Annotated in this window: 28 protein-coding genes; 12 read left to right on the top strand and 16 right to left on the bottom strand. The window is 62.1% G+C overall.

Translation table 11 applies throughout. From position 1 onward, the window contains the following. Positions 1 to 20 precede the first annotated feature (20 nt). Positions 21 to 632 (bottom strand): tetratricopeptide repeat protein, encoded by a 612-nt coding sequence (locus OHD62_RS14540; protein ID WP_263783478.1) that lies wholly within the window; start codon positions 630 to 632, stop codon positions 21 to 23. Between the two features lie 113 nt (positions 633 to 745). Further along, on the bottom strand, positions 746 to 871 hold the full coding sequence (ykgO, locus tag OHD62_RS14535) for a type B 50S ribosomal protein L36 (protein ID WP_006203764.1): 126 nt from the start codon (positions 869 to 871) through the stop codon (positions 746 to 748). A 244-nt stretch (positions 872 to 1,115) separates the two neighbouring features. Between ykgO and OHD62_RS14530 the strand changes: the two genes are divergently transcribed. After that, positions 1,116 to 1,538, top strand: coding sequence for a lysozyme inhibitor LprI family protein (locus tag OHD62_RS14530; RefSeq protein WP_263783886.1), 423 nt, complete (start codon positions 1,116 to 1,118; stop codon positions 1,536 to 1,538). 8 nt (positions 1,539 to 1,546) lie between these two features. Here the strand turns inward: OHD62_RS14530 and OHD62_RS14525 are convergent, their stop codons facing one another. The 8 genes from OHD62_RS14525 to OHD62_RS14490 form a co-directional block, all read right to left on the bottom strand. Then, the gene (locus OHD62_RS14525; RefSeq protein ID WP_263783477.1) at positions 1,547 to 2,623 is read right to left on the bottom strand and encodes a 5-(carboxyamino)imidazole ribonucleotide synthase; all 1,077 of its coding nucleotides are present in this window, start codon (positions 2,621 to 2,623) and stop codon (positions 1,547 to 1,549) included. Next, the gene (gene purE, locus OHD62_RS14520) at positions 2,620 to 3,117 is read right to left on the bottom strand and encodes a 5-(carboxyamino)imidazole ribonucleotide mutase (protein ID WP_263783476.1); all 498 of its coding nucleotides are present in this window, start codon (positions 3,115 to 3,117) and stop codon (positions 2,620 to 2,622) included. The genes OHD62_RS14525 and purE overlap by 4 nt, the downstream gene beginning before the upstream one ends. A 122-nt stretch (positions 3,118 to 3,239) precedes the next feature. Beyond that, a complete protein-coding gene (locus OHD62_RS14515) occupies positions 3,240 to 4,442 on the bottom strand; it encodes an aminotransferase class V-fold PLP-dependent enzyme (protein WP_263783474.1) in 1,203 nt (400 codons plus the stop codon). Between the two features lie 25 nt (positions 4,443 to 4,467). Beyond that, complete coding sequence (locus OHD62_RS14510) at positions 4,468 to 4,929, bottom strand: RidA family protein (protein WP_263783473.1); 462 nt, start codon at positions 4,927 to 4,929, stop codon at positions 4,468 to 4,470. A gap of 35 nt (positions 4,930 to 4,964) precedes the next feature. After that, positions 4,965 to 5,753 (bottom strand): amino acid ABC transporter ATP-binding protein, encoded by a 789-nt coding sequence (locus tag OHD62_RS14505; RefSeq protein ID WP_263783472.1) that lies wholly within the window; start codon positions 5,751 to 5,753, stop codon positions 4,965 to 4,967. Positions 5,754 to 5,757: 4 nt separating this feature from the next. After that, a complete protein-coding gene (locus tag OHD62_RS14500) occupies positions 5,758 to 6,408 on the bottom strand; it encodes an amino acid ABC transporter permease (RefSeq protein WP_263783471.1) in 651 nt (216 codons plus the stop codon). Continuing rightward, entirely contained in the window at positions 6,409 to 7,074 is a 666-nt protein-coding gene (locus OHD62_RS14495) for an amino acid ABC transporter permease (protein ID WP_263783470.1), read from the bottom strand. Positions 7,075 to 7,151: 77 nt separating this feature from the next. Next, on the bottom strand, positions 7,152 to 8,033 hold the full coding sequence (locus tag OHD62_RS14490) for a transporter substrate-binding domain-containing protein (RefSeq protein ID WP_412177374.1): 882 nt from the start codon (positions 8,031 to 8,033) through the stop codon (positions 7,152 to 7,154). 118 nt (positions 8,034 to 8,151) lie between these two features. Here OHD62_RS14490 and OHD62_RS14485 point away from each other — a divergent pair, with 118 nt between their 5' ends. Continuing rightward, a complete protein-coding gene (locus OHD62_RS14485) occupies positions 8,152 to 8,955 on the top strand; it encodes an IclR family transcriptional regulator (RefSeq protein ID WP_263783469.1) in 804 nt (267 codons plus the stop codon). Positions 8,956 to 8,972: 17 nt separating this feature from the next. On the opposite strand, the gene OHD62_RS14480 is transcribed toward OHD62_RS14485, so the two are convergent. Next, the gene (locus tag OHD62_RS14480; RefSeq protein ID WP_077380473.1) at positions 8,973 to 9,176 is read right to left on the bottom strand and encodes a YdcH family protein; all 204 of its coding nucleotides are present in this window, start codon (positions 9,174 to 9,176) and stop codon (positions 8,973 to 8,975) included. 240 nt (positions 9,177 to 9,416) lie between these two features. On the opposite strand from OHD62_RS14480, the gene OHD62_RS14475 reads away from it, so the two are divergent. The 5 genes from OHD62_RS14475 to OHD62_RS14455 all read left to right on the top strand — a co-directional run bounded on the left by OHD62_RS14475 (position 9,417) and on the right by OHD62_RS14455 (position 13,460). Continuing rightward, complete coding sequence (locus OHD62_RS14475) at positions 9,417 to 9,596, top strand: YdcH family protein (protein ID WP_006327870.1); 180 nt, start codon at positions 9,417 to 9,419, stop codon at positions 9,594 to 9,596. Positions 9,597 to 9,941: 345 nt separating this feature from the next. Next, positions 9,942 to 11,195 carry a flavodoxin-dependent (E)-4-hydroxy-3-methylbut-2-enyl-diphosphate synthase gene (ispG, locus tag OHD62_RS14470; RefSeq protein ID WP_263783466.1) on the top strand — a complete coding sequence of 418 codons (1,254 nt, stop codon included), beginning with the start codon at positions 9,942 to 9,944 and terminating at the stop codon, positions 11,193 to 11,195. Between the two features lie 4 nt (positions 11,196 to 11,199). Continuing rightward, complete coding sequence (locus tag OHD62_RS14465; RefSeq protein ID WP_263783465.1) at positions 11,200 to 12,051, top strand: lytic transglycosylase domain-containing protein; 852 nt, start codon at positions 11,200 to 11,202, stop codon at positions 12,049 to 12,051. A gap of 39 nt (positions 12,052 to 12,090) precedes the next feature. Next, a complete protein-coding gene (locus OHD62_RS14460; RefSeq protein ID WP_263783464.1) occupies positions 12,091 to 12,645 on the top strand; it encodes a chloramphenicol phosphotransferase CPT family protein in 555 nt (184 codons plus the stop codon). A gap of 50 nt (positions 12,646 to 12,695) precedes the next feature. Then, positions 12,696 to 13,460 carry a Stf0 family sulfotransferase gene (locus OHD62_RS14455; protein ID WP_318528598.1) on the top strand — a complete coding sequence of 255 codons (765 nt, stop codon included), beginning with the start codon at positions 12,696 to 12,698 and terminating at the stop codon, positions 13,458 to 13,460. Positions 13,461 to 13,795: 335 nt separating this feature from the next. Here OHD62_RS14455 and OHD62_RS14450 read toward each other — a convergent pair whose 3' ends face one another. Continuing rightward, positions 13,796 to 14,713, bottom strand: a complete 918-nt coding sequence (locus OHD62_RS14450) for a polyprenyl synthetase family protein (RefSeq protein WP_263783462.1) — start codon at positions 14,711 to 14,713, stop codon at positions 13,796 to 13,798. A gap of 78 nt (positions 14,714 to 14,791) precedes the next feature. On the opposite strand from OHD62_RS14450, the gene OHD62_RS14445 reads away from it, so the two are divergent. The 3 genes from OHD62_RS14445 to OHD62_RS14435 all read left to right on the top strand — a co-directional run bounded on the left by OHD62_RS14445 (position 14,792) and on the right by OHD62_RS14435 (position 16,543). Then, a complete protein-coding gene (locus OHD62_RS14445; protein WP_263783461.1) occupies positions 14,792 to 15,553 on the top strand; it encodes a biosynthetic peptidoglycan transglycosylase in 762 nt (253 codons plus the stop codon). Positions 15,554 to 15,692: 139 nt separating this feature from the next. Beyond that, positions 15,693 to 15,875, top strand: a complete 183-nt coding sequence (gene rpmF, locus OHD62_RS14440) for a 50S ribosomal protein L32 (RefSeq protein WP_008834724.1) — start codon at positions 15,693 to 15,695, stop codon at positions 15,873 to 15,875. A gap of 266 nt (positions 15,876 to 16,141) precedes the next feature. Then, positions 16,142 to 16,543 carry a hypothetical protein gene (locus OHD62_RS14435; protein WP_263783454.1) on the top strand — a complete coding sequence of 134 codons (402 nt, stop codon included), beginning with the start codon at positions 16,142 to 16,144 and terminating at the stop codon, positions 16,541 to 16,543. Between the two features lie 188 nt (positions 16,544 to 16,731). Here the strand turns inward: OHD62_RS14435 and OHD62_RS14430 are convergent, their stop codons facing one another. The 3 genes from OHD62_RS14430 to OHD62_RS14420 form a co-directional block, all read right to left on the bottom strand. Then, entirely contained in the window at positions 16,732 to 17,163 is a 432-nt protein-coding gene (locus OHD62_RS14430; RefSeq protein ID WP_263783453.1) for a GlcG/HbpS family heme-binding protein, read from the bottom strand. Between the two features lie 193 nt (positions 17,164 to 17,356). Beyond that, entirely contained in the window at positions 17,357 to 17,590 is a 234-nt protein-coding gene (locus OHD62_RS14425; RefSeq protein ID WP_263783452.1) for a hypothetical protein, read from the bottom strand. 79 nt (positions 17,591 to 17,669) lie between these two features. Beyond that, entirely contained in the window at positions 17,670 to 18,194 is a 525-nt protein-coding gene (locus OHD62_RS14420) for a winged helix-turn-helix transcriptional regulator (RefSeq protein WP_263783451.1), read from the bottom strand. A gap of 100 nt (positions 18,195 to 18,294) precedes the next feature. Between OHD62_RS14420 and OHD62_RS14415 the strand changes: the two genes are divergently transcribed. Together OHD62_RS14415 and OHD62_RS14410 are read left to right on the top strand one after the other, a co-directional pair. Next, entirely contained in the window at positions 18,295 to 19,149 is an 855-nt protein-coding gene (locus OHD62_RS14415) for an alpha/beta fold hydrolase (RefSeq protein WP_263783450.1), read from the top strand. Positions 19,150 to 19,247: 98 nt separating this feature from the next. Continuing rightward, positions 19,248 to 19,904 carry a glutathione S-transferase family protein gene (locus OHD62_RS14410; RefSeq protein WP_263783449.1) on the top strand — a complete coding sequence of 219 codons (657 nt, stop codon included), beginning with the start codon at positions 19,248 to 19,250 and terminating at the stop codon, positions 19,902 to 19,904. A gap of 23 nt (positions 19,905 to 19,927) precedes the next feature. Here the strand turns inward: OHD62_RS14410 and OHD62_RS14405 are convergent, their stop codons facing one another. Continuing rightward, complete coding sequence (locus OHD62_RS14405) at positions 19,928 to 20,317, bottom strand: hypothetical protein (protein WP_263783448.1); 390 nt, start codon at positions 20,315 to 20,317, stop codon at positions 19,928 to 19,930. Positions 20,318 to 20,361: the final 44 nt, after the last annotated feature.

The raw sequence follows: 20,361 nt of genomic DNA, 5'->3' as shown, positions 1-20,361 counted from the left end.
GCTTGGAGAACCGGAAGGCATCAGATGCCTTCGCCGGCAAGTTCTTCCGAAAGCGTGCCGACCTGATCCTGGGCGCTGCGCATCATCGGATAGATGGTGAGCACGCGCTGCCAGGCTTCCAGCGCCGACTGCTTGTGGCCGGTCGCGGCCATGATCTGCGCCAGGCCGGAAAGCGCGCCGAAATGGCGTGGCTCGAGCCGCAGCGTATGGTCGATGTCCGACATCGATTTCCCAAAATTCTTCATCATGAAATGCACGGTGGCGCGCCGGTTCCAGCCTTCGGCATAGTTCGGCTGCAGGGTCACCACCTGATCGAGGAAATCGAGCGCCACGTCGAACTTCTGGTTTTCCATCGCTTTTTGCGACCATTGCATCATCAGGTCGATGGAGGCGCTGCCGGATTGGAACCATTCGCTCCAGATGCGGCCGGCGATGCGCTCGGCGGCCTTTTCGTTGCGCTCGCGCTTCAGGTCGACAAACAGCTGGTCGAGCCGGGCTTCCTTCGTGGCGACGACCGGAGACGTAGCCGGGTCGTCCGCCCATGCTGGCAAAATAGTGGCCGTCAAAATAGCGGCCGGCAAGACAACGCCGGAAAGGAAAAGGGTCGTGAGAAATGCAAAAAGAATCCGCATCGCCGGAATCTAACCCCGGACGGCGGATCGTCAAACTGAATATTGCGTGAAAGAGCCGGCGAGCCGGCAATAAACATCATGCGGGCGGAGGCAAACAGCCTCCGGTCTAAAACTCAGCCCTGACGCGCTTTGTAGCGCGGAGCGGTCTTGTTGATGATGTAAATGCGGCCTTTGCGACGAACCAGCTGGTTGTCGCGATGACGCGCCTTCAGCGCCTTGAGCGAATTCTTGATCTTCATGGTCTTGCCCGTTGGTGTAGGCCCGGTTCCCGGGCCGAATTATTAAGGCGCGCCAGAAGACGCGCCTTTCAACTTGTGCGTGGCTCATAAACGAGGAGCCTTGCCCATGTCAACCGCAAGCATGCTTCATAGGGCATGCGAATGGCTCGTGCCATCAAATCTTTGCCATCTGCGCCTTGTGGCATTGCGCGGCCCGGGCATGGCTGGAATGGTGCCGTCGCGCCAAGATGATCTGGAGACGCCCATGCGCCGAATCTGTCTGTCTGCCTGTCTTGTCGTCCTGGCGGCAGGGTCCGCCGCCCGGGCGCAAGAATGCGACCGTAACGACGACAGCCAGCAGATGATGAACATCTGCGCTGGTGAGGACTACAAGGCCGCCGACGCGAAGCTCAACACGGCTTACCAGGATCTTGTCGGTGGAAATGACGCCAAGACCAACAAATTGCTGCAGGCCGCGCAGCGCGCCTGGATCAGCTTTCGCGACGCAGAGTGCGACTATTCCACAGCCGACAGCGAAGGCGGTTCCATCCATCCGCTGGAGGTTTTGGAATGCCTGACGCGGTTGACCAATGACCGTATCAAGCAGCTCACCGCCGTCGCGAACTGCGAGGAGGGCGATGTGAGCTGCGCCAGCCCTGACGAGGACGAGGGCGATGACCTACAGTAAGGCGGCCCTCAGCCGCGACGGCTGATCCGTGTGAAATGGCCCATCTTGCGGCCCGGCCGCGCCTCGGCCTTGCCGTAGAGATGCAGCATCAGATCGGGCTCGGCGAGCAGGGCCGGAACGCGCAAGACATCATCGCCGATTAAATTCTCCATGACGCAGTCGAAATGGCGGCCAGGTTTTCCAAGCGGCAGGCCGGCGACGGCGCGAATATGCTGCTCGAATTGCGAGACGATGCAGGCGGCTTCCGTCCAATGGCCGGAATTGTGGACGCGCGGCGCGATCTCGTTGGCCAGCAGTGAACCGTCGGCAAGGACAAAGAACTCGATGCCGATGACGCCGACATAGTCCAACGCCGCGAGTATCCTTGCCGCCGCCGCCTGCGCCGCCGCCGCCGTTTCGGACGTGATCGCGGCCGGCAGGGTGGACGTATGCAGGATGCCGTCGCGGTGGACGTTCTCGGCCGGATCGTAGGCGGCGAGCGAACCGTCAAGCCCGCGCGCGGCGATCACAGAAATCTCGCGCTCGAAGGCGACGAAGGATTCCAGGATCAGCGGCACATTGCCCATCGCCTCGCAGGTGCCGGCGAAGCCGCCCGTTTCCATGTTGCGGAAGACGCGCTGACCCTTGCCGTCATAGCCCATGCGCCGCGTCTTCAATATGCCGCTGCCCTCAAACTTTTTCAGCGCCGCCGTCAGTTCTTCGTCCGTATCGACGGGACAGAAATCGGCCGTTTGTATGCCGATGCCGTTGAGGAATTTCTTTTCGGCCACCCGGTCCTGCGCCACTTCCAGGGCGCGTGCGGGTGGATAGACCGGGACCGTGGCGGCAAGTGCGTTGGCGGCCACGACCGGCACGTTCTCGAATTCATAGGTAACCACGGCGCTGGCCGCCGCCAGTTCGGCAAGTGCCGCCGTATCGTCATAGGCGGCAACGATCTGCCGGTTGGCGAGTTGGGCCGCCGGGCAATCCGCTTGCGGCTCCAGCACCACCGTGCGGTAGCCGAGGCGGGCTGCTGCCATTGCCAGCATGCGGCCGAGCTGGCCGCCGCCGATGATGCCGATGGTCGATCCCGCGGGCAGGCTCACGGCGCGTCCGTGGGCTCTGCCGCGACCTTGGCGGTCTGGGCGGCGCGCCAGCTATCCAGCCGGGCAGCGAGTTCCTCGTCATTCAGTGCCAGCACGGCAGCGGCCAGAAGCGCGGCGTTGGTGGCACCCGCCTTGCCGATGGCCAGCGTGCCAACCGGGATACCGGCCGGCATCTGCACGATGGAAAGCAGCGAGTCCTGTCCGGACAGCGCCTTCGATTCCACCGGCACGCCAAAAACGGGGAGCGGCGTCATCGCCGCTGTCATGCCGGGCAGGTGTGCGGCGCCGCCGGCGCCGGCAATGATCACCCGAAAACCGGCCGCCTTGGCGCCCCTGGCGAAATCATAGAGCCGGTCGGGAGTGCGATGCGCCGAGACGATCAGCCGCTTGTGCGGGATGCCGAGCACCTCCAGCGTTTCGGCGGCGTGGCGCATCGTCGCCCAATCGGATTGGCTGCCCATGATGATGGCGACGTCGGCGCGTTGATCGTTCAAGCTTCTGCTCCCCGGCGACAAAGGCGCGCATTAACGGAATTCGGGGGGAGCCGCAAGGATTGCGGCTACCATCCAGCGTTCGCGCGGGTAGTTACGTCAACAGCCGAGCCAGTAGACCAGCTCTAATCCGGCCAGCGCAGGGCGCCGGACGACACTTTGCGCGGCTGTTTCATGGCGTCGGCGGGACGCTCGGCGCTGAGCACGGCCCGCAGGCGCTCGGCTACGATCTCGGCCTCGCCCGGATGAAGGTTGCACGGATCGAGGAAGAAATGGCCGCGCTCCACCTCGTGGTTGCGCACGATGATCGGAGGCTGACCCGCCGCCAGCGCTGAGGCGAGGCCTGCGGCGCTGAAGCGGCTTTCCGGCCGGACGAAGACCTGCAGGCGATCGAGCGGGTTGGCGGTCGGGTCAGGGATGATCTCGGCGCCAATTCCGGCAATGCCTTGCAAGGCGACCTTCCACAGATTGAGTGCCGCTTCCTCCCGCTGCCGGATGCCGGCATGGTCGCGCTTTTCCCAGGCTTCGAGTGCTGCCATGGTGCCAGCGATGCTTTCCTTGCCGACCTTCATGGCGCGCGCGACGCCACGGTTCTGCAGATAGGCGGCGCGTACCAGATCCTTGCGCCCGGTCACGATGCCACTGGTCGGCCCCGAGAGGAATTTGTGGCCGCTGTAGATGACGATATCGGCGCCGCGCGAGAGGAAACCGCGCAGATCATATTCCGAGGCGGCGTCGACGATCACCGGAACGTTCCTGGCGTGGCAGATCTCGCAGAATTCCTCCAGCGACAGCATGCCGTATTGCACGGTGTGATGGGCGACGACGTAGAGGCCGGCGGCCGTGCGGTCCCGGATTGCGTCGCCGACATGGTAGTCCTGCGTGACACTGACCGTGCCGGCCGGGATGGTCCTGGCGCCGGCAAGCCGGATCGACTGGTCGATCGGCGCGCCGTAATTGACGATGTGGCCGAGCTGGACGATGACTTCCGACTTCAGGCCTTCCGTGTCGTCCGGCAGCCGCTCGATCGCCAGCAGATTGGTGCCAGTCATGGCGCCGGCAATCGCCATGGTGATGCCGCTGGCGCAGCAAGCGGTGATGAAGCCGGCCTCGCCACCGGTGAGCCGCGCGACGACCGTGCTGGCGGCGCGTTGCAGATCGTCCATCTCCACCCATTGCGAGGCGATTTCGGCCATCGCGCTGATCGCTTCGGGAACGATGATCGAGGCGCCGAGCGCCGTCATCGTGCCTGACACATTGATGATCGGGCGAAGGCCGAGGCGTTCGCGGATTGTCGTGTTGGAGCCGTTTGCGGAATAGGTTTTCATCGTTTGCATATCCATGGGTGAAAAGTCAGGCCGCGATCTCGACCACCGCTTCGATTTCGACTGTGATATTGCCCGGCAATGAGCCGACACCGATCGCCGAACGGGCATGCCCGCCGATGCTGTCAAAGACGTTGGCGAAAAGATCGGAGCAGCCATTCACCACTTTCGGGTGATCGCTGAAAGTCGGGATCGCATTGACGAAGCCAAGCAATTTGACGACGCGCACGATGCGGCCGAGGTCGCCGGCGGCTGCATGCATGACGGCGAGCAGGTTCAAGCCGGTAAGACGGGCATGCGCATAGGCCTCCTCCACCGTGACGTCGTCACCCACCTTGCCGGTGCAAAGCGTGCCATCGGCGCGCAATGGCCCCTGGCCGGAGAGGAAGATCAGCCGTCCGCTCTCGGCATGGGTGACGAAATTGGCGATGGGTGTCGGCGGCTCGGGCAGCGTCAGGCCCAGTTCGGCGAGCCGGATGTAAGGCGTCATAAAAAGCTCCTTGCGACAGCTTTCGCTGCCCGGTGTCAGAAATGCGAGGCGCGGAACCGCGCCAGGAAGTTGCGAAGGCGTTCGTTCTTGATCTCCGTCCCCAGGATCTCGGCAGGCGGCCCGGCAGCGCTGACGCTGCCATCCGCCATGAAGACGATGCGGCTCGAGGCGTCGCGCGCAAAGGCCATCTCATGCGTGACCATCAGCATCGTCATGCCGTCCTCGGCCAGGCTGCGCACGACCGCGAGCACCTCGCCGACGAGTTCGGGATCGAGCGCGGAGGTTATCTCGTCGAGAAGCAGGATCTTCGGTTCCATCGCCACGGCGCGGGCAATGCCGACGCGCTGCTGCTGGCCGCCGGAAAGCTCGGCCGGCAGGCTGTCGGCCTTGTGGGCGAGGCCGACCCGGCCAAGCCAGTGCTCGGCGATCTGGCTGGCCTCGGCGTCGCTCTTGCCACGCACCTTGCGCAGGCCAAGCATGATGTTGCCTGCCGCCGTCAGATGCGGGAACAGGTTGAAGCTCTGGAAAACCATGCCGGTCTCGGCGCGCATCGCCGCCAGATCGCGCTCGCTGCGGCGCTGGCGGGTTCCAGCCTCGCGGTAGCCAACCTCCTTGCCGTCGATGCGGATGGAGCCGCTGTCATAGCTCTCGAGGAAATTGACGCAGCGCAGCAGCGTGGTCTTGCCGCTGCCGGACGGCCCGATGACCGACACCACCTCGCCGCGGTTCACCTCAAGGCTGACGGCACGCAGCACCTCGACGGTGCCGAAGGCTTTGGAGACATCGCGTACATCGAGCAGCGCGGCATTGGCGTTTGCGGACATATTGCTATTCCCGGATGAAGGAGAAACGCCGCTCCAGCCGCCGGCTGGCGAGCGAAAGCGCGTAGTTGACCGCGAAGTAGACGAGCGCGCCGAAGATGTAGAGTGGCATTGCCTCGTAGGTGCGGCCGATAACCTGGTTGATGGCCTGCATCAGGTCGGTGATGCCGAGCAGCGAGACCAGCGCGCTGCCCTTCACCGCATCGGTGACGCCATTGATCCATGGCGGCAGGAAGCGCCTGAACGCCTGCGGAAAAATGACATAGGCAAGGCGCTGGCGAAAGGTCAGGCCGATCGCCATTGCCGCTTCGGACTGCCCTTTCGGGATGGAGGCGACAGCACCCCTGAGATACTCGACGACCTGCGCTGTCTTGAACAGAGTGAGCGCCAGCACGGCCGCCCAGAAGGACTGTAAATGGACGCCGACGGCAGGCAGGCCATAATAGACGAAGAAGATGAGAACCAGGATCGGAATGCCGCGGATGGTGTCGCTGAAAATGCGCACCGCCCAGCGCAGCGGAACCGGACCGTAAACGAGGCCGACGCCCATCAACACGCCGGCGATGAGCGACAGCACCACGACCAGCAGCGACACCCAGAGCGTCAGGGCGAAACCCTGGGCCAGGAAGGGCAAGGCGTAGAGGATTTGGCCCAGCATCTAGCGCGCCGCCCTGAACCGGCGCTCGACAAGCCGAAGCGCGAACAGAAGCGCATAGCCGGTCAGCAGGTACATGGCCGTCACCACGAGATAGACCTCGACGATTCGGAACGTGTTGAAGTTGATCCACTGGGCGCCATAGGTGAGTTCGGGCACCGAGATGACCGAGGCGACCGACGTGTCCTTGAACAGCGATATGAAAGTATTGGAGAGCGCCGGCAGCGTGATGCGCAGCATCGTCGGCAGCCGCACATGGATGAGCCTTTGCCAGGGAGTCAGGCCGATCGCCTTACCGGCGTCGATCTGGCCGCGCGGGACGGCTTCCAGCCCGGAGCGAAACACCTCGACCAGATAGGCGCCGCTGTAGAGCGAGAGCGTGGCGATGAACGAGGTCTGCGCGGAATAGGCGATGTCGACCACGGTCGGCAGGCCGTAGAAGACCAGATAGACAAGCAGGATGAGCGGCACGTTGCGGATGAACTCGACATAGGCGGCGATGCCGGCCCGCACCATGCGCCCGGCCGAAACGTACCAGACCGCCAGGAGGAGCCCGATGACGATGCCGATGGCAATCGAGATCACGGCGAGTTCGAGGCTGAGCAACAGCCCACCCCAGAGCTTGTCGAAATGGCGCCAGATCAGGTTGAAATTGAGGGCATAGCCCATGCGTCCGCCTCACTGCCAAGGGCCATCGAGCAGAAGGAGGCGGAAGAGCGCCGATTGCCGCCCTTCCGCCAGCTTTGTCAGATGACCGGGAAGCCGGGATGGCGAGCCGGCGGCTCCAACCCGAAATAGTCCTTGAACGCCGCGTCGTAGAGCGCCGTTTCATGACCGAACATTGCCGTCGCGAAGCTTGTGTTGACGAAAGCCAGCCAGTCGGGATCGCCTTGCCTGAGCGCTGCACCGTAAAGCATCGAGAACCAGCTCTTGCCGGCGTCGAAATATTTGTCCGGATTGCGCGAGGCGAGCCAGCGCACCGTCGACAGATCGACCGCGGCCGCGTCGGCGCGCTTGGATTCCAGCGCCTGCAGCACGTTGGCCTGGGTGTCGATCTGCATCACCTGCGACTCCGGCAGGACGATATGCACATTTGCCTCGGCATCGACATTTTGCAGGATGGAAATCCGTGTTGCCGAACCACCGGCAAGCAGCTTGTCGAAGGTCTTGTTCTCGGCGGTCGGCAGCGTCAGCAACGCCACACCTTCAACATAGTAAGGTCTGGAGAAGTTGATGAGCTGCGAGCGCTGGGCGGTCATCGTCATGAACTGGATGGTGATGTCGACCTTGTTGGTGGTCACGTTGGGAATGCGCTGTGCCGGATCCTGCATGACGAACTCCACCTTGGTCGGATCGTCGAAGAGACCCTTGGCAAGAATGCGCCCCATGGTGATGTCCATGCCGACAAGTTCGCCGGCATCGTTTTCGAAGTGCCAGGGCGCGTTGGTGCTGCCGGTGCCGACGATCAGCTTGCCGCGATCGAGAACGGTGCGCAGCAGGCTGTCCGAGGCTGCCTGAGCCGCGGCCTTCTGGACATCGACCGTTGCGGCCGCGCTCATCACGCCGGCCGTTGCCAGCCCGGCCATGCCCAGTTTCAGAAAATCACGTCTCTTGGATGTGTCGTTCACGGCGACCTCCTTTTCGTGTTGTGTTCCCCTTTGCCGACACATGCGTCAGTTGCAATTTGTCTCTTACAAAAGACATATGTATCCTGTACAAGACAGATACTAACATCGGGAATCAACAATGCAAGATGGCAATGCCTTGGCGGCTCGGCTGGACACTGGTCCGGACGAGGACAGGACTGCGGGCTCTCGCGAGAAGGGCCTTAACCGGGTGCTCCATATTCTGGAGTTCCTGCACACGACCCAGCGGGCGGTCGGCATTGGCGACCTCGCCAAGGGTGTGAATGCGCCCCGCTCGACCACCTACACGCTCGTGCGCGAACTCGTGGATGCGGGCCTGCTGGAAATGGCTGGTGACGGCAATCGGGTCTATTTCGGCAAGAAGCTCTACCTCTACGGAATGGACTATGTGCGCGGCAACGACCTGCTCAGGAGAGGCCGCCAGGAGGTCGACAATTTATCGCGCGAGACCGGCGAGACCTCTGAATTGTGCATGCTGCAAAGCGGCCGCTATACGATCGTCCATTCCAGTCCGGGGACAAGGCCGTTCCGCATCAGCTCGGCCACCGGCTTGCAGATCCCGCTGCCCTGGACCGCCTCCGGCCGTCTGCTGCTAGCCGGTTTCGAAAGGGCCGCGATCGAAGACATGGTGTCCGAAGACGATCTTGTTCTGCCGGACGGCCGCAGATTGCGGCTCGACGATTTCATCGCCGACATCGCTACCGCCAAGGCGACCGGCCATTGCATCACGTCAGGGCTGGTTGATGCCTACACGAAATGCCTGGCCGCGCCGGTCTTCTCGGCGCCCGGCAAGGTCGAGGCGACGATGTGCCTGGTGGTGCCGATAGACACGTCCGAAGCAAAGACCGGCGAGCTCATTGCCTTGCTGCGGAGCCGTGCGGCTAGGCTGTCGATCCCGGGATAGGCCGACAGTGAGGTCGCTCAGGCAATGATGTCGGGAATGATCCGGTCTTCCAGCGCCATCAGCCTGTCCTTGAGGAAAAGCTTCTTCTTCTTCATGCGCTGAATCTGCAGCGGATCGCAGTTCATGGCGATCATCGCATTGATGGCGGCGTCGAAATCGGCGTGCTCTTGCTTCAGCCGTGAATATTCGAGGCGGATATCAGCCTGTTCCTGTTCGGACATTATCTACCGTCTGCACGTCTGCAACGCCCAAAATGGGCTTGATTTGGGCGGGACCGGCTTCTTTTGCCACCGGCGCGCAGCCCTTACCACATTTCACATTGTCGTGGAATGCTACCACGCAGCATTCGACATCCATGCCCGATGGTGGCAGAGTGTCATGGTGCCGTCACAGATGCGAGCCTGCGGTGGAACGCGCCTTGACGGCTGCAATCGAGGAAACCATGAAAGGGAGAACCAATCATGTCTCTTGCATCCCATCTTGATGAGTTGCAGCGGAAACACGGCGACATCGAGCGCGAAATCGACGATGCGATGAACCATCCATCAGTCGACGACCTCGAAATCGTGAATCTCAAGCGGCGCAAGTTGGCAATCAAGGACGAGATTGAAAAACTGAAGGCGAAACCGACGACGCACTGACCTACTTCCAGGACTAGCTGCGCCGCTTCGGCGCGACCATGTTTCCGGTGGCAGCCATGCCGCCGGGAATGGTGTTCTGTTTTAGACTCCGCACATCATGGCTCCGATCATTGGCGACATCGAAGGTGTTCGCCGCCGTCTTGCCGCTATGGATTTGCTAGGTCTGCCTGCTTGTCGCCATTGACAAGCCATCTTTGCTCCTCCACCTCATGCCCGGACCTTAGCGCATCGGCCCGAAAACCGGGTCCGGTTTTCGGAAAGCACGATGCGCAGATTAAAAGTGTTGGAGTGTACTTTGTGCGTCCAAGTGGACGCACGTCGCTCCAGAGATAAAAGGCAGCCGGCATGACCGGATATTTTTCCTCTCCCTTTCCGCGCCGTACATCGGTCGGCGTCGATGTCGGCGGCGTGATCGTCGGTGGGAGCGCCCCTGTCGTCGTACAGTCGATGACCAACACCGACACCGCCGATGTCGACCAGACGGTCGCCCAGGTTGCCGCGCTGCATCGCGCTGGCTCCGAGATCGTGCGCATCACCGTCGACCGCGACGAGAGCGCTGCCGCGGTGCCCGCCATCCGCGATCGGCTTGTCCGGCTGGGCATCAACGTGCCGCTGGTCGGCGACTTCCACTATATCGGCCACAAGCTGCTTGCCGACCATCCGGCCTGCGCCGAGGCGCTGGCCAAATACCGCATCAATCCCGGCAATGTCGGCTTCAAGGACAAGAAGGACCGGCAGTTCACTGACATCGTCGAGATGGCGATCAAATATGACAAGCCGGTGCGCATCGGCGTCAACTGGGGCTCGCTCGACCAGGAGCTGCTGACCCGGCTGATGGACGACAACCAGGCCCAGGGTTTTCCGCTGACCGCGCAGGAAGTCACCCGCGAGGCGATTGTGCAGTCGGCCATTCTCTCGGCCGAAATGGCCGAGGAGATCGGCCTTGGCCGCGACAAGATCATCCTGTCGGCCAAGGTCAGCGGCGTACAGGATCTGATCGCCGTCTATACCGAGCTTGCCACCCGCTCCAACCACGCGCTGCATCTCGGCCTGACCGAGGCCGGCATGGGCTCAAAAGGCATCGTCGCCTCGTCCGCGGCGATGGGCATCCTTTTGCAGCAAGGCATTGGCGACACCATCCGCATCTCGCTGACGCCGGAACCGAATGGCGACCGCACGCGCGAAGTGCAGGTGTCGCAGGAACTGCTGCAGACCATGGGCTTCCGGCAATTCGTGCCGATCGTCGCCGCCTGTCCCGGTTGCGGCCGCACCACTTCGACCGTGTTCCAGGAACTCGCCCAGAATATCCAGGCGGACCTCAGGAAGAACATGCCGGTGTGGCGGGAGAAATATCCCGGCGTCGAGAACCTCAAGGTCGCGGTGATGGGTTGCATCGTCAACGGTCCCGGCGAATCCAAGCATGCCGATATCGGCATTTCGCTGCCCGGCACGGGTGAGACGCCGACGGCGCCGGTGTTCGTCGACGGCAAGAAGGCGGCGACGCTGCGCGGGCCGTCGATTGCCGCCGACTTCGAGAAGATGGTCGCCGACTATATCGAGAACCGGTTCGGGCAACACGGTAAGGCCGCGGCGGAGTAGGTCGATGCACTTCCCGTGGGCGACGCTGGTCTTGCTTGCTGGGCTGGGCTGGGCGACAGCCGCCCACGCCGATCCGCCGCGCCCCACCAAACAGCGCCTGATCGACCGGGTCTGCAACCTGATCGAGGCCCATGCAAACCAGAACGGCCTGCCCAAGGATTTCTTCGCCCGGCTGATCTGGAAGGAAAGCCGCTTCGATCCCAACGCTGTCAGTCCGGTCGGCGCCGAAGGCATCGCCCAGTTCATGCCGGGCACCGCCAAGATGCGCGGTCTCGCCAATTCCTTCGATATCGAGCAGGCCATCCCGGCCTCGGCGAAATATCTCGCCGAACTGAAAACCGGCTTCGGCAATCTGGGTCTCGCCGCTGCTGCCTACAATGCCGGCGAAACCCGGGTGTCGCGCTGGCTGAAATCCGGCGGCTTCCTGCCGATGGAGACCGAAAGCTACGTTCTGGACGTCATGGGCGAGCCGGCCGACAGGTTCACCGACACCGCCTATGCCGGCATCATCCGGCCGCTCGACAAGAAAGCGAATTTTGCGGTCGCCTGCCGCGAGCTGCCGGTGATCATGTCCAGAACCGTGGCTATGGCAAGGATCAACATCAAGCCTTGGGGCGTGCAGGTGGCCGGCAATTTCCGCCGCGCCGCCGCGCTCAACCAATGGAGCAGCGTGAAGCGCCGGTTCCCGGCCTTGCTCAGCGGCAGCACTCCGGTGGTCAGCCGGGTGCGGACCCCTATCGGCAGGCGCGGCATCTATGCGGTGCGGATCGGCGCCGACACCAGAGCCAAGGCCGACAATATCTGCCAGAAACTGCAAAGCGTCGGCGGCGCCTGCATTGTGGTGCGAAACCGATAGGGTCTCGGCGGTCTCGCCGAATTTGAAAGCGCTGGAAACATGACCGCCAGGATCGTCCTTCTCAACGGCGTCGGCAGCGTCGGCAAAAGCTCGATCGCCAAGGCGTTGCAGACGATAACCGCCGAGCCCTTCCTGCATGTCCAGATGGACGCTTTCATCGCAATGCTGCCTGAAGCCCTTCAGGACAATGCCGCCGGTTTCGCCTATGAAGCGGTCGGGGAAGACGGCGGGCCGCCGATCGTCGCCATCAACACGGGTCCGGTCGGTGCGCGAACCTTGCGCGGCATGCGGCACGCCATTGCCGCGATGGCGGAACAGGGCAACAACCTTATTGTCGACGATGTAATGTGCAACGGCGAGATGCCGGAGTATCTAGGGCTGCTGTCGAAATTCGATCTACACCTAGTCGGCGTCTTCGCCTCGCTCGATATTCTCGAGGGCCGCGAAATCCAGCGGGCCGACCGTTTGCCGGGACTGGCGCGCTGGCAATATGACCGCGTGCATAAGGGCATCGACTACGATCTCGAAGTCGACACCAGCGTCCTTACTCCGCTGGAGTGTGCCCGTCGCATACAGCAAAGATTTCAGTTATAGCGTCGCCCATCACTTGCCCTCGGGCGATTGCCCTGCCGCCGACGACCAGCATGAGCTGTAGCATGTTTGACGGATACATTATCTGCGGCACTCCGAGAACCGGAAGCACTCTCCTATGCAATCTACTGGCATCCACAAGGGTGGCCGGCAATCCTCACTCGTTCTATCGGCGCCAGAACATATGCGAGTGGGCCGAGGAATGGGATTTGCCGAACCCTGACACGGTGGGTGGGCGCGAATTCAATATCGCATATCTCAACGGAGCAATCAGGGCTGGAAAGGACAGGACCGGCATTTTCGGTCTTCGTTTGATGAAGGAAAATCTGGACGAACTCTCGGCAATCCTCGATCAGATTTTCCCACAACTTCCATCGGACAAGGCGCGTTTTGAAAAAGCGTTTGGCAATATTCTCTATATACATCTCTCCCGTGAGAATAAGCTCGCGCAAGCTGTTTCCCTGGTCAAGGCAGAGCAAACTGGTCTTTGGCATATCGCTCCTGACGGAACCGAGATCGAAAGGGTCGCACCGCCGAAAGAACCCCGATACGATTTCGAGCGGATCAAACATGAGGTCACTGAACTCGCGACCTATGACTCTGCCTGGAACTTGTGGTTCGAAGAACAAGGCATAACCCCGCTTCGTGTCGGCTATGAGCGTCTCTCAAGCGATCCGGCCGCGACATTGGTGTCCATCTGCGAAGCTCTGGGAGTTCAAGCACCGAATACCGAGGACGTAACTCCTGGCGTTGCAAAGCTCTCTGACGAAACGAGCCTCGATTGGATTCGCCGCTATAATTTGGACGCAGCCGTCTGACCCATCGACAGATACCCCAATTAGATCGAAGAATGGTCCGCCATAGGCACGGTCTCCCAAGGGTAGAGCCCAGGGCTGATCCGTCTGAGCGAACGCGTTGACCAAGCTTTCGTTGTCGCCGATGCCGCGCATCGGACGCAAGGCTCCGTCGAACTCGGTTCCGGAAGGCGCCCCCCGCCGATCGGATGAGGCGGAACCTATGTGCGCCTCCGAGAGAGGTCAATTCAGCGCGCGGGCCTTCGGCTGACTATTATTGGGTGTATTTCCGAGCAGCTGCAACCAGCCGGTGGATATCAGAATGCGGCCAGGGCGGGAGGGGCCAGCCTGAAGCAGCGTCAGCTGTTGCGGTCCGCCACGAATTTTGCCGCCTCTTTCAAAAGCACGGCGTCTTCGCCATAGGGCTCAAGCAGCGCATGCGCCTGGTCGACCAGCCCGTTGAGCTGGTCCCGCGCCCAGTCGGCGCCATGCAGCGCCACCAGCGTCGCCTTGCCGGCGGCGGCATCCTTGCCGGTGGCCTTGCCCATCTGGCTGATATCCGCCGTCAGGTCGAGCAAGTCGTCGGCAAGCTGAAAGGCCAGCCCGATCGCCGAGCCGAACTCGGCCAGTCTCTCGCGGTCGGCCGATGGCGCACCGGCAATGATTGCGCCCGCTTCGCAGGCGAAGCGGATCAGCGCGCCGGTCTTCATCGCCTGCAGCCGGATGATGCCGGCCTCGTCCGGCCTGATCCGCTCGGCTTCGAGGTCGAGCATCTGGCCACCCACCATGCCGCCAGCCCCGGCGGCACGGGCCAGCGCCAGCAACAGAGCTGCCCTGCGCTCAGCCGGCAGCGCTGTCGCCTCATCGGCAATGATGTCGAAAGCAAGCGTCAGCAAGGCGTCTCCGGCGAGGATGGCGGTCGCCTCGTCGAAGGCCTTGTGCACAGTCGGTTGGCCACGGCGCAAATTGTCATCGTCCATGGCGGGCAGATCGTCATGGATCAGCGAATAACAATGCACGCATTCGAGTGCGGCCGCGACGCGCAGGGCTGCCTCGCCGTCGGCGGAAAACAGCGCGGCACTTTCCAGGACGAGGAAGGGCCGCAGGCGCTTGCCGCCGTTCAACGCGCCGTGGCGCATCGCCGCCATCAGGTGCCCAGGCCGCGCGATCTCGCCCGAAAGCGGGCGTTCGTCGAGAAGCCGCCTGAGCAGTGCCTCGAGCGGGCCAGCGCGTGCGACAAGTACTGTCTCGAACGGCATTTGATCGTCTTTCGTCATGGCCGGGACCGGTAGCCGACACTCAGACGTTGCGCAAGAAGCCAAGCGCCATTATGCCGGGGCAAGGAGTAGCGTGGGTTGGACGGCTTGGCGGAACCGATCGTCGATCTCGAAACCGAAGGGTTGGACATGGCGGGTAGACCGAAACGCGGCAACCGCATCGGTCTCAAACGCTGGGTCCGGCGCGGCATCGCCGTCGTGCTTGTGCTGGCGCTGATTCCGGCGGTGCTGACCTTCCTCTATCTGCCGTGGTTCGTGCATCCGGTGTCGACGCTGATGCTGAAGGATCTGGCGACGTTTTCCGGCTATGACCGGCGCTGGGTTTCGATCGACGATGTGGCGCCGGTGCTGGCGCATTCGGTCATCATGTCGGAAGACGGGCAGTTCTGTTTCCACCGCGGCATCGATCTTGGCGAATTGAGGGGCGTCGTCGACGATGCGCTGGCCGGCGAGGCTACACGCGGTGCCTCAACCATCACCATGCAGACGGTGAAGAACCTCTATCTCTGGTCGCGGCCGCTGGGCTCGGTGCGCAAGGTCGTCGAACTGCCGCTGGCCGTTTATTTCGACGCGGTGATGTCGAAACGGCGCATCATGGAAATCTACCTCAACATCGCCGAATGGGGGCCGGGCGTCTATGGCATCGAGGCCGCCGCCCAGCATCATTTCGGCGTTTCGGCAAAACAATTGTCGCGACGGCAGGCGGCGCTGCTTGCCGTCACCTTGCCGAACCCGATCGCGCGCAACCCGGCTAAACCTGGGCAGGGGCTGAGACGGCTGGCCTTGCTGATCGAGCGGCGCGCGGGCCGGTCCGGCGCCTATGTCGGCTGTCTCCAGTAGGCGCAAAAAAATTCGCTTCGGTGCTGGCCAAAACGGCATCAGGCGTGTATAGGCACCCGACTTTCTCAGATTCCGGCCCCTGACGCGGCCCTTTCACGAGGGCGGCCGGGGCATTTTGACCATCTAGTGGAGCATATCCATGGCCGTTCCGAAACGAAAAACCTCTCCGTCCAAGCGCGGCATGCGCCGCTCGGCCGACGCCCTCAAGGCCCCGACCTATGTCGAGGACAAGAATTCCGGCGAAATGCGCCGGCCGCATCATATCGACCTGAAGACCGGCATGTATCGCGGCCGCCAGGTGCTGACGCCCAAGGAAAGCTGAGGAGCTTCTCCGGGAAAGCGGAGAAGCTTCCCCGGTTTCGTGACTTTCAAAGGACCGGCCTCTGGCCGGTCTTTTTGCGTTTGGCGCCGGCGATCGTCCACCGAAACCAATCCCGGACATCCCAGTGGCCGCATCGGGTGCCAGCCGGGCGCCGCTGACATTGTTGTTTCGCACCGTCTTTGTCCGTGTTCGCGGCCGCATGCGAAAATTCTTGACGGTGGATGCCGGGCGCCTACTACAGAAGACAGTCCAACCGGAGACGCCTTATGTTCGGTGCCATCCCGCTGCTGATCGTGCCCTTCGTGCTCTACAATCTCGGGCTTCTGGGAATATTTGGCGGGGGCGACGATCCGTGGGCGAGCGAAATGTTCTCGGTCCGCATGATGTCGGGCGGCATCTTCTCGATGACTCTTGGCGACCTGATGGTGCTGATCGGGCTGATCTTCTTCTTCATCGAAATGGTGAAGGCGACACGCACGACCAACGCCTCGATCATGGACCATTTGTTGTCGACCTTCGTCTTCGTGGCGTTCCTGGTCGAGTTCCTGCTGGTCAAGGGCGCGGCGCATTCCGTCTTCTTCACGCTGACTGTCATCGCGCTGATCGATGTGCTGGCCGGCTTCTCGGTGTCGATGCGGTCGGCCAGCCGTGATATTAATATGAACTAGTTCCTCGGCGTAGAAGTTTCGCTCGCGTCGACGGCATGCCCGGCGATTGGCTTCAGAGCGTTGCTTCGGTGCAGAATTCCGCTCCGCGGCACTCCTCGGCTAGGGTCACGGCATGGATCCCAGGGTCTCCGCGGCGGAGCTTCGCTCCTGCGCCGCCCTGGGATGACGACGTTGGAAACTCCTCCACCTCAGCCTGGGTCGGCGGTGAAGCCGGCGGCCTCGATGCCGGCGATTGCCGCTGCCTCGTCATTGTCCGACGTGTCGCCGGAAATGCCTACAGCGCCGACGATGGCGCCTGATTTGTCGCGGATCAGCACGCCGCCGACGACAGGCAGGACGCGCCCGCCGGAGACATCCGAGATGCCGGCGACCAGATGCGGGCGTTCCTTGGCGAAGGCTTCGACACGGCGCGAACCCATGCCAATGGCAAGCGCGCCATAGGCTTTGCCGGCCGACATTTGCGGACGCAGGAACGAGGCGCCATCCTGGCGCTGGAAGGCGACCAGATGGGCGCCGGCATCAAGGACGGAAACGCCGAGCGGCTTGAGCTTGAGTTCGGCGCCTTTGACAAAGGCAGCCTCGATGATCTTGATGGCGGTGTCGAGCGTCAGCGCGGTCATGGCATTCTCCTGTTGAGGCGCGTCAATCATCGACCGGGAGCGGGAGATGCAAAATCCCGGTTTCGGTTGAAATTGCTTTGCGTGAAGAAACGGAATGGATGGCATTCTGGAACGGGTCGTTGACTCGCGCCAGCGGATCATGGCGCAGCCTTCCGGCCGCTTCCAGGCCTTAGGCGGAGGTTCAGCGGATGGGCTATTTTTTCTTGGCGCGCGCCGGCTTTTTCACCGGGGCAGGTGGCGCATTGGCCAAGTCTTCCGCTTCCTTGGCGAGACGCAGTGCTCTCAGCTTGTTGGTCTTGGCCTGGCGGGCGTCGCTCTCGGCGACATATTCGGCCATCGCTTTCTGGCGGACAGTGGCTGCCTCTTCCTGCTTCTTGAAACGCAAATCCGCGCGTGCGCGCGCGGTATCCTTAGAGTTCTCGACCAAGAGCGCTATCCAATCCCTTGAATTATGATTTTCAGCCCCTTGATAGCAGAGCCGGCCCGCAATTGGGAAAATAAGTTGATCAGGCTGCCGGTTCGCGCCCCGCCTCCGGCGCCTTGCGGGCGACAAAAGCTTCGTATCCGGCCTGTAAGGTCGCGCGGACCGTGGGGCCTGACACGACGGTAGGTGCGCCCAGATGCTCGTGGCGCAATTCGTCCATGAACTTGTCCCACAACGGCGGGCCGCCCTTTTCGAGGAGCTCGGCGCGGATCGAGAGTTCTTCGCTGACCGGTAGCCAGACGCGGCCCCAGGCGCCGAGATGCGCCAGGATCGGCACCAGGGTTATCGCCATTTCGGTCAGGCTATAGATCGCCTTCTGCTTGTGGGAGGGATCGTCGGCCTTGGTCAGCATGCCCAATTCCATCAACCGCTTCAGCCGGTCGGCGAGGATGTTGGAGGCGATGCCCTCGATCGAACCGTTGAGCAATTCGCGAAAATGGCGTCTGCCGCCGAAAATCATGTCGCGAAGGATGATCAGGCTCCAGCGGTCGCCAAAGACTTCGAGCGACAGGTTGATCGGGCATCCGGACCGGTGATCGGTGCTCATGCGATTCTCCAGGGAAAAACTGGTTGCATTATGATATCAGTTTTATTATCGTGCAACTGATTGCAGAATGCAATTGGTTTATGAGGAGGAGATCGCGACCATGACGAAGACTGCGGAACCCGACATCGCATCCCAGACATTTGGTGATCCGGCGCATCCGCCGGTGCTGCTGATCATGGGCGCCATGGCGTCGATGCTCTGGTGGCCGGAGGCATTTTGCCGGAAACTGGCCGAAGAGGGTCTGTTTGTGATCCGCTATGACAATCGTGACACCGGCCACTCGACCAAATATGCGCCGGGCGAGCCGCCCTACACATTCGACGACATGACGGATGATGCCATTCGCGTGCTCGATCACCATGGCATCAGCAAAGCGCATGTGGCTGGCATGTCGATGGGTGGCATGATCGCGCAGCTTGTGGCGCTGAAATATCCGTCGCGCGTCCTCTCGCTCACCGCGATCAGCACGTCGCCGGCCGGGATCGATATGTCGCATCTGCCCGGGACGAGCGAGGCCTATAAGAAGCACTCGGCCAAAGGGGCTGACGTCGACTGGTCCGACCGTGACCAGGTGGTCGACTTCATCGTCAAGGACGCACAGGCCATCGCCGGCACCGCGCATCCATTCGACGAGGAGCGGACGAGGCGTTTCGTCGAACAGGATTACGACCGGTCCGGTGGCCTGTTGAGCGCGACCAATCATTTCCTGCTCAAGGGTGATGAGGACAGCAAAGGCGACCTGCGCGAATTAAAGGTTCCGCTCCTCGTCATCCATGGCACGGCGGATCCGATCTTTCCCATCGAGCATGGCGCCGCTGTCGCAGAGGCCGTTGCCGGTGCGAGGCTTGTCCGCATCGAAGGCGGCGGCCATGAATTGCATCCCGATGATTGGGGCGCAATCGTTGCCGCGATCACGGCGCATTGCCAAGCCAGAGAGAGCGGCGCTGGGTCTTGAGGCGCACCATATTGGCCGCAATAGTAAGCAGCCGCGTCTGTTTGGCTCCCCAGCAATCTGAGCAAGGGCAAACCGCGCGAACCACGGAAAGCGAAACAATGTCCCTGACGATGCATCTTCACCCGCTGGCCTCCTTCTGCTGGAAGCCGCTGATCGCGCTCTACGAGAATGGCACGCCGTTCGCGTCGGTCGTTGTCGATCTCGGCAACGAACAGTCGCGAGCGGCGTTCCTGAAACTGTCGCCGACCGGAAAGATGCCGGTGCTGCGCGACGAGGCGTTGAACCAGACGGTGCCGGAATCGACCATCGTCATCGAATATCTCAATGCGCACTATCCTGGTCCGGTCGAGATGATCCCCGCCGATATCGATCTCGCCCGCCAGGTTCGCCTGGCCGACCGTTTCTATGATTTCTACGTGCAGGAGCCGATGCAGAAGATCGTTGGCGACCGTTTGCGGCCGGAAGGCAAGACCGATCCGTTCGGCGTCGAGCAGGCCCGCGCTCAACTGCGTGGCTCGTACGCCATTATCGAGCAGGAGATGCAAGCACAGACATGGGCGGTGGGCGAGGCCTTCACCATGGCCGATTGCGCTGCGGCGCCTGCGCTGTTCTATGCCAACAAGGTCGAACCCTTCGGTGACAAATATCCAGCGGCAAAACGCTATCACGACCGCCTGCTTGAACGCCCGTCGGTGGCCCGTGTGATCGAGGAAGCGCAGCCTTATTTCAAACTGTTTCCCTACAACAACGGCTAGATCCGATTCCTGCCTGCCACTTTTTATGGTGCGAACACCTTCTCGCGGCCGTCCGGCTCCACCATCTTGAGCTGGCTCTCGGATCCTGCCGCTTCGAGGATGATGTAGCTCTTGTCGTCTCCGCCGACGAAACTCAACCCGGCGCTGGCGACCGAAGCGCTGATCTTGACCGAGGGTTGGCCATTCTCGGGGATCAGGCGGAACAGAACGGTTTCGGCCTTGCCCGCCGCCGCTGGCTGAATGGAAATGCTGGAGCGCAACCGGCCCTCGCGATCGACAATCTCGAGTCCGCTGCCGCGCAATATGCCTGCGCCATCTTGTGCCTTCGCCGGCAGAATCTGCGTCAGCCCGATCCCTGCGAGCAAAACCAGATTAACCGCAGTCAATGCGCCAAGAAGCGCTTCGCGTCCCATAATCGTTCCCTCCGTCATGAAACCGATTGGTACCGCCTTCGCGG

Source organism: Mesorhizobium sp. YC-39, from assembly GCF_025753795.1.
Classification (GTDB): domain Bacteria; phylum Pseudomonadota; class Alphaproteobacteria; order Rhizobiales; family Rhizobiaceae; genus Mesorhizobium.
Note: the sequence above shows the minus strand (reverse complement) of the source record. Positions and strands in the feature narration are given on the sequence as shown.